The organism is Niallia circulans (genome assembly GCF_007273535.1).
Classification (GTDB): Bacteria; Bacillota; Bacilli; order Bacillales; family Cytobacillaceae; genus Niallia; species Niallia circulans_B.
In genome coordinates this window covers 3,574,367-3,587,705 of record NZ_RIBP01000004.1, presented here as the reverse complement: position 1 = coordinate 3,587,705, position 13,339 = coordinate 3,574,367, and the positions used below count along the sequence as shown (strand labels likewise).

The 13,339-nt window shown below is 42.2% G+C and carries 12 protein-coding genes; all 12 read left to right on the top strand.

The genetic code is table 11. From position 1 onward, the window contains the following. Nucleotides 1-15: 15 nt before the first annotated feature. Nucleotides 16-549 carry a signal peptidase II gene (lspA, locus tag CEQ21_RS25850; protein WP_185767013.1) on the top strand — a complete coding sequence of 178 codons (534 nt, stop codon included), beginning with the start codon at nucleotides 16-18 and terminating at the stop codon, nucleotides 547-549. After that, on the top strand, nucleotides 518-1,429 hold the full coding sequence (locus CEQ21_RS25845; RefSeq protein WP_185767012.1) for an RluA family pseudouridine synthase: 912 nt from the start codon (nucleotides 518-520) through the stop codon (nucleotides 1,427-1,429). Before lspA ends, CEQ21_RS25845 begins: the two co-directional genes overlap by 32 nt. A gap of 174 nt (nucleotides 1,430-1,603) precedes the next feature. Next, nucleotides 1,604-2,146, top strand: a complete 543-nt coding sequence (gene pyrR, locus CEQ21_RS25840) for a bifunctional pyr operon transcriptional regulator/uracil phosphoribosyltransferase PyrR (protein ID WP_144452371.1) — start codon at nucleotides 1,604-1,606, stop codon at nucleotides 2,144-2,146. Between the two features lie 176 nt (nucleotides 2,147-2,322). Further along, complete coding sequence (locus tag CEQ21_RS25835; protein ID WP_185767011.1) at nucleotides 2,323-3,639, top strand: solute carrier family 23 protein; 1,317 nt, start codon at nucleotides 2,323-2,325, stop codon at nucleotides 3,637-3,639. Between the two features lie 184 nt (nucleotides 3,640-3,823). Beyond that, the gene (locus CEQ21_RS25830) at nucleotides 3,824-4,759 is read left to right on the top strand and encodes an aspartate carbamoyltransferase catalytic subunit (protein ID WP_185767010.1); all 936 of its coding nucleotides are present in this window, start codon (nucleotides 3,824-3,826) and stop codon (nucleotides 4,757-4,759) included. After that, on the top strand, nucleotides 4,725-6,011 hold the full coding sequence (locus CEQ21_RS25825; RefSeq protein WP_185767009.1) for a dihydroorotase: 1,287 nt from the start codon (nucleotides 4,725-4,727) through the stop codon (nucleotides 6,009-6,011). Before CEQ21_RS25830 ends, CEQ21_RS25825 begins: the two co-directional genes overlap by 35 nt. After that, a complete protein-coding gene (locus CEQ21_RS25820) occupies nucleotides 6,008-7,105 on the top strand; it encodes a carbamoyl phosphate synthase small subunit (RefSeq protein WP_185767008.1) in 1,098 nt (365 codons plus the stop codon). Before CEQ21_RS25825 ends, CEQ21_RS25820 begins: the two co-directional genes overlap by 4 nt. Continuing rightward, nucleotides 7,092-10,304 carry a carbamoyl-phosphate synthase large subunit gene (gene carB, locus CEQ21_RS25815; RefSeq protein WP_185767007.1) on the top strand — a complete coding sequence of 1,071 codons (3,213 nt, stop codon included), beginning with the start codon at nucleotides 7,092-7,094 and terminating at the stop codon, nucleotides 10,302-10,304. The genes CEQ21_RS25820 and carB overlap by 14 nt, the downstream gene beginning before the upstream one ends. Beyond that, nucleotides 10,301-11,080 (top strand): dihydroorotate dehydrogenase electron transfer subunit, encoded by a 780-nt coding sequence (locus CEQ21_RS25810; protein WP_185767006.1) that lies wholly within the window; start codon nucleotides 10,301-10,303, stop codon nucleotides 11,078-11,080. Before carB ends, CEQ21_RS25810 begins: the two co-directional genes overlap by 4 nt. Further along, a complete protein-coding gene (locus CEQ21_RS25805) occupies nucleotides 11,077-12,018 on the top strand; it encodes a dihydroorotate dehydrogenase (RefSeq protein ID WP_185767005.1) in 942 nt (313 codons plus the stop codon). The genes CEQ21_RS25810 and CEQ21_RS25805 overlap by 4 nt, the downstream gene beginning before the upstream one ends. Further along, entirely contained in the window at nucleotides 11,990-12,706 is a 717-nt protein-coding gene (pyrF, locus tag CEQ21_RS25800) for an orotidine-5'-phosphate decarboxylase (RefSeq protein WP_185767004.1), read from the top strand. The genes CEQ21_RS25805 and pyrF overlap by 29 nt, the downstream gene beginning before the upstream one ends. Beyond that, a complete protein-coding gene (gene pyrE, locus CEQ21_RS25795) occupies nucleotides 12,703-13,326 on the top strand; it encodes an orotate phosphoribosyltransferase (protein WP_185767003.1) in 624 nt (207 codons plus the stop codon). Before pyrF ends, pyrE begins: the two co-directional genes overlap by 4 nt. Nucleotides 13,327-13,339: the final 13 nt, after the last annotated feature.

Below are 13,339 nucleotides of genomic sequence, written 5' to 3'. Positions count from 1 at the left end.
GTAGTTTATGCTAAAATGCTAAAGGAGACTCGAGAATTGGAGGAAACTTTAGTGTTTTATTACATAATTGCACTTATAATCATTGCCTTGGATCAATGGACAAAATGGCTTGTTGCAACAAAGATGGAGCTCGGAGACAGCATAACGGTAATCGAGAATTTCTTTTATATAACATCCCATCGTAACAGTGGAGCTGCTTGGGGTATTTTAGAAGGCCAAATGGCATTCTTCTATATTATTACAACTGTTGTTATTGTCGGCATCATTTATTTCATCCAGAAAGGTGCAAAAGGCAAGCTGTTGTATGGAGTTTCCTTAGGATTAATCCTCGGAGGAGCAATTGGTAATTTTATCGATCGCATCAGACATCAGTATGTAGTGGACTTCGTTAATACGTATATCTTCAATTATGATTTTCCTATATTTAATATTGCAGATTCATCTTTAGTAATTGGTGTTATATTGCTTATCATTGTGATGCTAATGGAGGAAAAAGCAGCAAAGAAGGAGAAAGAAAATGGAAAAAAAGGAACATATCATTCAGAGTGAACAAGTAAGTGAAAGAATAGATAAAATCATTTCTACCATCAATAATGACTGGTCACGCACACAAGTGCAGCAATGGATTAAGGATGGCCATGTGATGGTTAACGGCAAAACTGTTAAGACGAAATACAAAGGGATATTAAATGATGTTGTTACAATTGAAATTCCTGAACCGACAGAGCTTGACGTTTTACCTGAGGAAATGAATTTAGAAGTTTATTATGAGGACAGTGATGTAATTGTTGTCAATAAGCCGAAAGGGATGGTCGTTCATCCAGCTCCTGGTCACGTAACAGGTACGCTTGTTAATGGGTTAATGGCCCATTGTAAGGATTTGTCTGGAATAAACGGCGTAATGCGTCCAGGAATCGTCCACCGTATTGACAAGGATACGTCAGGTTTATTAATGGTTGCTAAAAACGACGCTGCCCATGAAAGTCTTGTAAACCAGCTTGTTGAAAAGACAGTAACAAGAAAATACAAGGCGTTAGTCCATGGCAGCATTCCACATGATTATGGAACAGTTGATGCACCGATTGGAAGGGACACGAAGGACCGTCAAAAAATGGCCGTTGTCGATAGAGGTAAGAATGCTGTTACGCATTTTCACGTTTTAGAGCGCATGGAGGATTTTTCGTTTATCGAATGTCAGCTTGAGACAGGCAGAACTCATCAAATTCGTGTTCATATGAAATATATTGGCTTCCCGCTTGCAGGTGATCCTAAGTACGGTCCGAAAAAAACGCTCGACATTGGCGGTCAGGCGCTTCATGCAGGCATACTTGGATTTAATCATCCGCGAACAGGCGAATATATTGAATTTGAAGCACCACTTCCTAGTTATTTTGAAGAGCTGATAGATAACATCAGAAATAATCGTTGACAAAATTCGAGTCTTATAATAAGATTAACTTAATTAAATAAGTCCTTTAAGTCAATCCTGTGAGGTTGAGAAGGTATCGGATTTTTTAGTAGATAGCAAAGTATATGCTATCGGTCTGTCCTCTCACCAAATAAGGTGAGAGGATTTTTATTTTAAGAAAAAAGGTGATGCAAAATGTCGCAAAAGGCATTAGTCCTTGATGACCAAGCAATTAGAAGAGCATTAACGAGAGTTGCACACGAAATTATTGAAAAGAACAAAGGGATTGAAAACTGTGTTTTGGTCGGTATCCGCACAAGAGGTATATATATTGCAAACCGCCTCGCAGAAAAAATCTCACAAATTGAAGGCAAAAGCATTACGGTAGGAGAATTGGATATTACCTTATACCGCGATGATTTAAGCAAAAAAACAGAAAACCAAGAGCCGCTCGTTAAGGGTTCAGATATCCCAACAAGCATTGAGGATCTAAAGGTTATTCTTGTCGATGATGTTCTGTACACAGGAAGAACAGTTCGTGCAGCAATGGATGCCCTTATGGATGTAGGGAGACCTGCTTCGATACAGCTTGCTGTCCTTGTAGACAGAGGACATAGGGAACTTCCGATTCGCGCTGATTATGTCGGCAAAAATATTCCGACATCCAGCTCTGAGAAAATTGTTGTAGAGCTCAATGAAGTGGATGGACAAGACGAAGTAAATATATACGAAAATTAAATATAGCCCTTTTTAATGGCAGTCCAGAGAGGCTGCGAAGGGGGAGTCGATACAGGCGTTGTTTCGCCTACTCAAAAACCCCTTTTCGCCATGCGTAAAAGGGGTTTTTTTATGAAATTGCGTATACTAAATACAACAAACTAGTAATTGCACCATAGATGGAAAGAGGGAACAAAATGAATCAAACAAAGCCAATACTCGGTCTAAAAGACAAACCAAACGCATCCCAATGGATAACGTTAAGCTTACAGCACTTATTCGCCATGTTTGGATCAACAGTGCTAGTTCCGTACTTAATTGGATTAAGTCCAGCTATCGCTTTAATCTCAAGCGGATTAGGAACACTAGCGTTCCTTCTGATCACAAAATTTAAGGTTCCTGCTTATTTAGGCTCATCCTTTGCCTTTATTGCACCGATGATTGCCGCACAAAAGCTTGGCGGACCGGCAGCAGCGATGATTGGAACATTCATCGCAGGTCTTGTGTACGGAATTGTCGCATTGATTATTAAAAAGGCCGGCTACCGCTGGATTATGAACCTGCTTCCACCAATTGTTGTCGGACCAGTCATCATGGTTATCGGGCTTGCTCTAGCTGGAACAGCAGTTGGCCAGGCAATGTATGAAAATAACGGTTCACCAGATCAACACTATAGCCTTTTGTACTTATCAGTAGCATTAGTCACATTGCTTGCAACAATCTTATTCACCATTTTCGGTAAGGGAGTATTCAGCTTCATTCCGATTCTTGCAGGAATTATCGTCGGCTACCTGTATGCATTACTAGTAGGAGTTGTTGATTTCCAAGGTGTTATCGACGCGAAATGGATTGCAATGCCGGATTTCATCCTTCCTTTCAGAGATTATGATTTAACATTAGATACGGCCATACTAGCATTGTTCGTGCCGGTTGCCATTGTAACACTTGCTGAGCATATCGGTCACCAGCTAGTATTAAGTAAGGTAGTAGGAAAAGATTATATTAAAGACCCAGGACTTCATCGCAGTATTTTAGGTGACGGAAGTGCAACACTAATCTCCTCCCTAATCGGCGGACCGCCAAAAACAACTTACGGCGAAAACATTGGAGTATTGGCAATTACGAGAGTATACAGTGTGTATGTTCTTGCAGGAGCAGCGGTGTTTGCAATCCTGTTCGGATTTATCGGTAAAATCACTGCTCTAATACAGTCGATTCCAACACCAGTTATGGGCGGAGTATCCATTCTGTTGTTCGGTATCATCGCATCTTCGGGCTTAAGAATTCTAGTCGAAGCAAAAATGGATTTCTCAAAAAACCGCAACCTTGTGATTGCATCTGTTATCTTAGTTACAGGGATTGGTGGAGCATCCATCCATATCGGTTCAGACTTTAAACTAGAGGGAATGGCACTTGCAGCAATTCTTGGTATCATCCTGAACTTTGTCCTTCCAGGCAGAGATAAGGCAACAGACGACTTATTTGAAGAAGAAGCAGTTGACGAAACTAAATAAAGTACACCTTTTAAACGAGTACAGAGAGACTTATAAGGGTGTTGAAGGTTAAGGCGAAAAGTATCCGCTTGTTTTAGCAGGCTCAAAACAGGATATAAATTCGCGAACATTCAACTTTTAGCACCCATTTTTGATAAATGGGTGCTATTTTTTTGCCCGGAATCCATAAAGGAGGCAATAAATAATGGAAAACTTATTAACAACCTCGGAGCTTACCGTGCCAGAAATACAGGAGATACTGACATCTGCACAAGCATTTGCAGAGGGAAAGGAATGGAAGCCAGAAAGGCAGCTGTTTTTAGCAAATTTGTTCTTTGAACCAAGCACAAGAACGAAATGCAGCTTTGAAGTAGCTGAAAGGAAGCTGGGACTTGAAGTCATTCCATTTGAAACGACTACCTCAAGTGTTGTTAAAGGAGAAACATTATATGATACCGTCCGAACATTGGAAAGCATTGGCGTAAATGGTGTTGTGATTCGCCATAAGGAAGATAATTACTTCCAAGAACTGATTGGCAAAATCAACATCCCTGTCATTAATGCAGGAGACGGATGCGGAAATCACCCGACACAATCATTGCTTGACCTTTTGACAATTAAACAGGAATTTCAATCCTTCCAAGGCTTAAAAATAAGCATTATAGGAGATATCCGGCACAGCCGTGTTGCCAGATCAAATGCAGATGCTCTCACAAGGCTTGGTGCGAATGTAGTCTTTTCAGGTCCTAAGGAGTGGTTTGACGACAGCATGCTGCAGGAAGCAAATTACGAGGATATTGATACAGCGATTGAAACATCTGATGTTGTCATGCTTCTGCGAATCCAGCATGAAAGGCATGATGGCAGCACTTCATGGACTAGTGAAGAATACCACCAAATGTATGGATTGACGAAAGAAAGAGAACGACGCATGAAACCAGGCAGCATCATAATGCACCCTGCTCCTGTCAACAGGGACGTAGAAATTGCCGACGAATTAGTAGAATGCGAACGGTCAAGAATTTTTAAACAGATGGAAAACGGAGTATATATCCGCATGGCAGTGTTAAAAAGATCTTTACAATCAGTTAAGGGAGGAAATGTACATGTCAATGATTATCAAAAATGGCCAGTTGCTTAATGAAAAAGGGGAATTTATTACACAAGATATTCTAATTCGAGACGGAGTTATTGTTGAAATAGCACCACAATTGGAGACAGCAGCAGACGAAATCATTGACGCAAACGGAAAGTTGGTTGCACCAGGCTTCATTGATGTTCATGTACATTTACGTGAGCCGGGCGGAGAGAAGAAGGAAACAATCGCAACAGGAACGATGGCAGCTGCTAGAGGCGGATTTACAACAATTGCCAATATGCCAAACACTCGTCCGGTTCCAGATACAGTCGAGAATTTCCAAAGCTTGATGAACCGCATTAAAGAGACAGCGAATGTACATGTTCGCCCATATGCAGCAATTACAATCAGACAATTAGGTGCAGACATAACAGATTTTAAAGCATTAAAGGAACTTGGCGCATTTGCATTCACAGATGATGGTGTTGGTATCCAAGAAGCAGGCAAAATGCTTGAAGCAATGAAGCTTGCAGCAAGCCTTGATATGGCGATTGTAGCTCACTGCGAGGATAACACACTTATCAATAAAGGATGTGTCCATGAGGGAGAGTTTTCTAAGGCTAATAACCTTAATGGAATTCCATCTGTCTGTGAATCTGTACATATAGCAAGGGATGTTTTACTTGCAGAGGCAGCAGGCTGTCATTACCATGTTTGCCATATCAGCACAAAAGAATCAGTCCGCGTGGTGAGAGATGCGAAAAGAGCAGGAATCAATGTGACGGCAGAGGTTTCACCACACCATTTACTACTATGTGACGAGGACATCCCTGGAATCGATACAAATTATAAAATGAATCCGCCGCTAAGAGGCAAAGAAGACAGAGCAGCATTAATAGAAGGCTTACTTGACGGGACAATCGATTTCATCGCAACAGACCATGCCCCGCATACTGCAGAAGAAAAGGCACAGCCGATTGAACTTGCACCATTTGGGATTGTCGGATCAGAAACAGCCTTCCCGCTTTTATATACAAACTTAGTAAAAAAAGGAATCATTAGCTTACAGCAGCTTATAAGCTTCCTTACAAATAAACCAGCAGAAACATTTAAGCTGGATACAGGCACACTTGCAGTCGGTCATGTAGCAGACATCGTTATTGTAGATTTAGAAGATAGTGAGACTATCAATCCAGAAAACTTCTTATCTAAAGGAAGAAACACCCCATTTGCAGGATATGTTTGTCAAGGTTGGCCTGAAACAACAATCGTAGCTGGAAAAATCGCTTGGAGAAAGGAAAGTGTACACGCATGAAAAAACAACTGATTCTCGAAGATGGTACAGTATTTATTGGGCAAGGATTTGGAGCAGAATCCAATTCGATTGGAGAGGTAGTCTTTAATACAGGGATGACAGGCTATCAAGAAATTTTGTCAGACCCATCATACTGCGGTCAAATTGTAACATTGACATACCCACTAGTCGGCAACTACGGAATTAACCGCGATGACTTTGAATCCATTGCACCAGCAATCAACGGTTTCATTGTGAAAGAAGTGTGTGATTTCCCTTCAAACTGGAGAAATGAACTGTCACTGGATGAGTTTTTTAAACAAAAAAACATTCCAGGACTTGCAGGAATTGATACAAGAAAATTAACAAGAATTATCCGCAAGTACGGAACATTAAAAGGAGCTATTTGCAGCATCGAGGAAAATGTAGAGGAAGTTATCAAGCAGCTGCAAACATCAAGCTTGCCAACAGACCAAGTGCAGCAAGTGTCTACTAAAAAAGCTTATCCGAGCCCAGGCCGAGGCAAACGTGTCGTGCTTGTTGATTATGGCATGAAGCACGGAATTCTGAGAGAGTTAAATCAGCGTGACTGTGATGTCATTGTTGTTCCATATAATGCAACTGCAGAGGAAATATTATCTTTAAGTCCAGACGGGGTAATGCTGTCAAACGGCCCTGGAGATCCAAAGGATGTGCCAGAGGCAATTGAAGCGATTAAAGGGATTATCGGCAAGGTGCCACTGTTTGGAATATGCTTAGGTCACCAGCTGTTTGCCCTTGCAAGTGGTGCTAACACAGAGAAAATGAAGTTTGGTCATAGAGGATCAAACCATCCTGTTAAAGATTTGCTGACAGGCAAGGTTTCTTTAACATCACAAAACCACGGCTACACAGTGGAAGAAAAATCTATTGAACAGACAGACTTAGAAGTTACACATCTAGCATTAAATGACGGAACAATTGAAGGCTTGCAGCATAAACAGTATCCTGCCTTCACAGTACAATATCATCCAGAAGCATCACCAGGTCCTGAAGATGCTAACTATTTATTCGATCGATTCATGTCCATGATTTTAACACATAAAGAGGATGGTGCCGCATATGTCAAAGCGTAAAGATATTAACAGCATACTAGTAATAGGATCAGGTCCAATTATCATTGGCCAGGCAGCAGAATTTGACTATGCAGGAACACAAGCATGTATGGCACTTAAAGAAGAAGGATATCGTGTCATCCTAGTTAACTCCAATCCAGCAACGATTATGACAGATACAGAAATGGCTGACAGTGTCTATATTGAACCACTGACATTGGAATTCGTTAGCAGAATCATTCGCAAAGAAAGACCAGATGCAATCCTGCCGACACTTGGTGGTCAAACAGGCTTGAACCTTGCTGTCGAGTTATCAGAGGCAGGCGTCCTTGAAGAATGTGGTGTGGAAGTGCTTGGAACAAAGCTTTCCGCTATCCAACAAGCAGAAGACAGAGACTTGTTCCGCACCTTGATGAATGAGCTTGGAGAACCAGTACCAGACAGCGAAATTATCCATAACATGGACGAAGCAAAAGCGTTTGTGGAACAAATCGGTTATCCAGTTATTGTCCGGCCTGCTTTTACATTAGGCGGAACAGGCGGTGGAATCTGCAACAATGATGACGAGCTGAACGAAATCGTCACAAGCGGCTTGAAAAACAGCCCTGTAACACAATGTCTGCTTGAAAAAAGCATTGCCGGGTTTAAAGAAATTGAATATGAAGTAATGCGTGACAGCAATGATAATGCAATTGTTGTTTGTAATATGGAAAACATCGACCCTGTCGGCATTCATACTGGTGACAGCATCGTTGTAGCGCCAAGCCAAACGCTGAGCGACAGAGAATACCAAATGCTGCGCAATACATCATTGAAGATCATCCGTGCCCTTAAAATCGAAGGTGGCTGCAATGTTCAGCTTGCACTTGATCCAGACAGCTTCCAATACTATATCATTGAAGTAAACCCAAGGGTGAGCCGTTCCTCTGCACTTGCGAGCAAAGCAACAGGCTATCCAATTGCAAAGCTTGCAGCGAAAATTGCTGTTGGGTTAACACTGGATGAAATGATGAACCCAGTAACAGGCAAAACATATGCAAGCTTTGAGCCTGCACTCGATTATGTTGTCAGCAAAATCCCGCGCTTCCCGTTTGATAAGTTCGAATCTGCCAAAAGAAATCTAGGCACGCAAATGAAAGCGACTGGAGAGGTTATGGCAATTGGAAGAACATTCGAAGAGTCTCTTCTTAAAGCAATCCGGTCATTAGAAGCAAAGGTTTACCACTTTGCATTAAACGATGGCGAAAATGTCAGTGCTGAATTATTAGAAAAAAGAATTCGTGTCGCAGGAGACGAAAGATTATTTTATGTAGCAGAAGCAATGCACAGAGGGGTTTCCATTGAGACAATCCATGATTGGAGCAAAATTGACCTGTTCTTCCTGCACAAGCTTGAAGGCATCATCAAGTTGGAAAAAGAGCTTACAAAACGTCCGTTTGATTTAGAGTATGCAAAAACAGCTAAGGAGAAAGGCTTTGCCGACATCCAGCTCGCTAAATTATGGAACACAACAGAGCTCGAAATATATAACTGGAGAAAAGACAACAAGCTTGTCCCAGTCTACAAAATGGTTGACACTTGTGCCGCTGAATTTGAATCGGAAACACCATATTACTATGGAACGTATGAGGATGAAAACGAATCTGTTGTGACAGATAAGAAAAGCATCGTAGTTCTTGGTTCCGGTCCAATTCGCATCGGCCAAGGAATCGAGTTCGACTATGCGACAGTGCACTCTGTCTGGGCCATCAAGGAAGCAGGCTTTGAAGCGATTATTATTAACAGCAACCCAGAAACGGTTTCAACAGACTTCAGTGTATCCGATAAATTATACTTTGAGCCGCTAACAATAGAAGATGTGATGCATATTATTGATTTAGAGAAACCAGAAGGGGTAGTCGTGCAATTCGGCGGACAAACGGCAATCAACTTAGCAGCAGAGCTTGCAAATAGAGGGGTTAAAATTCTCGGTACGTCTTTAGAAGACTTAGACAGAGCTGAAGACAGAGATAAATTTGAGGCAAGCTTGCATACACTTGGCATTCCTCAGCCTGAAGGGAAAACAGCATTGACAGTAGAAGAAGCGGTAAAGGTTGCAGCTTCGATCGGCTATCCAGTTCTTGTTCGCCCATCGTATGTTCTTGGCGGAAGAGCAATGCAAATCGTATATAAGGAAGAAGAACTGATTCCATATATGGAAAAAGCAGTTATCGCAAGTCCCGGTCAGCCAATCCTGATTGACAGATATTTAACAGGTAAGGAAATTGAAGTCGATGCAATCTGTGACGGTGTTGACGTAGTGATTCCAGGCATTATGGAGCATATTGAAAGAGCAGGCGTTCACTCCGGTGATTCCATTGCAGTCTATCCGCCGCAAAGCTTGTCTGCAGAAATTAAGCAAACACTAATTGACTATACGACAAGATTAGCAAAAGGCTTAAATATTGTTGGACTTCTGAACATCCAGTATGTTGTGTCAAAAGGTGAAGTGTTTGTGCTTGAAGTGAATCCGCGCTCAAGCAGAACGGTTCCTTTCTTAAGTAAAATTACGAATGTCCCAATGGCGAAAATCGCTACAAAGGTGATTTTGGGGAATAGCTTGAAAGAACAAGGCTACACATCAGGACTTGTAGAAGAACAGCAAGGTGTGTTCGTGAAGGTTCCTGTATTCTCCTTTGCAAAGCTGCGCCGTGTTGATATAACACTCGGTCCTGAAATGAAGTCAACAGGAGAAGTTATGGGTAAGGACGTTACGTTGGAAAAAGCTTTGTATAAAGGATTGATTGCTTCAGGAATGAAGATCCAGACATTTGGAACAGTTCTTCTGACAATCGGTGACAAGGACAAAGAAGAAGCATTGCTGCTAGCGAAGCGATTTGTCAATATCGGCTATAGCCTTATGGCAACGAGCGGAACAGCAGAATTTTTGCAGAACAATAATATCCCTGTGAAAGTGGTCGATAAAATCGGCGGCGAAGGCACAACCTTAATCGATGTTATCCGCAATGGCCAAGCACAATTTGTTATCAATACTTTCTCAAAAGGAAGCCAGCCTGCACGCGACGGTTTCAGAATCAGAAGAGAATCAGTCGAAAATGGAATTCCATGCTTAACTTCCCTTGATACAGCAGAAGCAATTCTTCGAGTAGTAGAGTCAATGACATTCTCTGCAGAAGCAATGACACCAGCAGGCAAACAAATGGAGGCGGTCCTTGCATGATCAAAAATGAAAAATGCACCGTGGTTTCACACAAAGAAATAGCAGAAAACATTATGGAGCTCACCCTAAAAGGTGAGCTTGTTCATGAAATGAACGGACCAGGCCAATTTGTGCATGTTAAGGTTGCAGACGGCTTTGATCCATTGTTAAGAAGACCTATAAGCATTTCGAAAATAAACCATGAAGATAACACCTTCACAATGATTTACAGAGCAGAAGGAAAAGGGACGAAAGCATTAGCACAAAAACAAGCACATGAGCTTGTTGATGTGCTTGGACCACTTGGAAACGGCTTCCCTGTTGATGAAGCTACTGAAGGGGAAACGGCATTGCTAGTCGGCGGCGGCATCGGTGTGCCACCATTATATGAGCTTGCCCATCAATTGACTGCAAACGGAGTTAAGGTTATTATCGTGCTTGGCTTCCAAACGGCATCAGCAGCATTTTATGAAGAGAAATTCGCTCGATTTGGTGCAACCTTTGTCGCAACAGTGGATGGGACTTTGGGGGAAAAAGGGTTTGTCACAGATGTCATTCAACAAGAAAATCTCAAGTATGATATTCTTTACACATGTGGCCCAACCCCAATGTTACGAAATCTCGAACAGAATTTTGCAGGAGACAGAGCCTATATTTCCTTAGAGGAGCGGATGGGCTGCGGCATCGGTGCATGCTTTGCGTGTGTATGCCACATGCAGGATGATCCAACAGGCATTTCCTACAAAAAGATTTGTACAGATGGCCCAGTATTCAGAGCAGGGGAGGTAGTCATATGAACAGATTAAATATCGAGCTGCCAGGCTTAAATTTAAAAAATCCAATTATGCCTGCTTCAGGCTGCTTCGGGTTTGGGCGTGAATACAGCAATCTTTATGATTTAAGTAAATTAGGCGCCATTATGATTAAAGCAACAACAGTCGAGCCGAGATTTGGAAATCCAACACCTCGGGTTGCGGAAACCAATTCAGGCATGTTAAATGCGATTGGCTTGCAAAATCCAGGCTTAGAAAAGGTAATGGGTGAAGAATTACCATGGTTAAGTTCTTTTGACGTGCCGATTATTGCTAATGTGGCAGGCTCTCTAGAGGAAGATTATATTGCGGTTGCCAAAGAAATTTCCAAGGCGCCAAATGTAGCAGCTTTAGAGCTTAATATATCTTGTCCAAATGTAAAAACAGGCGGTATTGCCTTCGGAACGATTCCAGAGGTAGCCAAAAACTTAACAAAAAAGGTGAAGGAGGTTTCGCAAAAGCCAGTTTATGTGAAGCTTTCACCAAATGTCACGAATATCGTTGAGATGGCAAAAGCAGTAGAAATGGGCGGTGCAGACGGTCTGACTATGATTAATACACTACTTGGCATGCGCCTTGATTTAAGAACAGGCAATCCTGTGCTTGCAAATAAGTCTGGAGGCTTATCAGGACCAGCGATTAAGCCTGTTGCAATCCGCATGATTTATGAGGTGAGCCAGCATGTTAATCTGCCAATAATCGGCATGGGCGGTGTTTCATGTGCAGAGGATGTGTTAGAATTTTTCTATGCAGGTGCAAGTGCTGTAGCAGTCGGCACGGCAAACTTTGTAGATCCATTCATCTGTCCAACCATCATCGATGAACTGCCAGCACTAATGGACAAATACGGAATTAATCACATCTCAGAATGTACTGGAAGGAGCTGGGGAAAGAATGCACAACTCGCTTATAATCGCACTTGATTTTCCAAATAAAACAGAGGTTTTCAACTTCTTAGACCGCTTTAATGGCGAAAAGCTGTTTGTTAAAGTAGGCATGGAGCTTTTCTATCAAGAAGGCCCAAATATTGTTCGCGAACTAAAGGAACAAGGTCATCAAGTATTCCTTGACTTGAAGCTGCACGATATTCCAAACACAGTAAAAAGCGCGATGCGCAATATTGCAGGCCTTGGAGCAGATCTTGTCAATGTGCATGCTGCAGGAGGAATCCGCATGATGGAGAGCGCTCTTGAAGGTCTTGATGCAGGAACGCCAGCAGGGCAGAAACGCCCATTTGCAATAGCTGTTACACAGCTGACAAGCACATCACAGCAAGAAATGCAGGAATGGCAGCAAATTAAGCTTCCATTACTTGAGTCTGTTGCGCATTATGCAGCAATTACAAAGCAGGCAGGCATGGATGGGGTCGTTTGTTCTCCATTAGAGGCAGGGATGATCCGAGATCGTCTTGGCGCGGATTTTTTGACAGTAACACCAGGTATCAGGCTGTCATCAGATGATGTACAAGACCAAGTCCGTGTAGCAACACCAGGCTCAGCAAGAGAATCAGGGGTATCGGCCATTGTCGTCGGCAGATCGATAACACGTGCGCAAAACCCGTATGACAGCTATCAATTGTTTAAAACAGAATGGGAAGGTGTAACACTATGAAGCAAAGCATTGCAGAACAATTATTAGAAATTAAAGCGGTATTTCTACAGCCAAACGATCCATTTACGTGGTCTTCAGGTTTAAAGTCACCAATTTATTGTGATAACCGTTTAACATTGTCTTATCCAAAGGTGCGCAAAGACATCGCGCAAGGCTTGGCAGATTTAATTAAAGAGCATTTCCCAGAAACAGAAATAGTGGCAGGCACAGCAACTGCAGGTATCCCTCATGCGGCATGGGTAAGTGATGTGCTTAATTTACCAATGGCATATGTTCGTTCGAAAGCAAAAGAGCATGGTAAAGGAAACCAAATTGAAGGCAAAGCAGAAAAAGGCCAAAAGGTTGTCGTTGTCGAGGATTTAATTTCAACTGGCGGCAGTGTCATCACAGCAGTTAACAGTCTTCGTGAAGCTGGGTGTGACGTGCTTGGAGTTGTATCGATCTTTACATACGAGCTGCCAAAAGGCAAAGAATTGCTTGCAGATGCTAAAATCGAAAGCCATTCTTTGACAGACTATACAGCACTTCTTGAGGTAGCAGAGCAAAACGGCTATATTAAGGAAAGTGATATTGCGAGTCTGCAGGCATGGAAGGAAAACCCTGGAGAGTGGGGCAAGTAAACAAAAAAAAGCA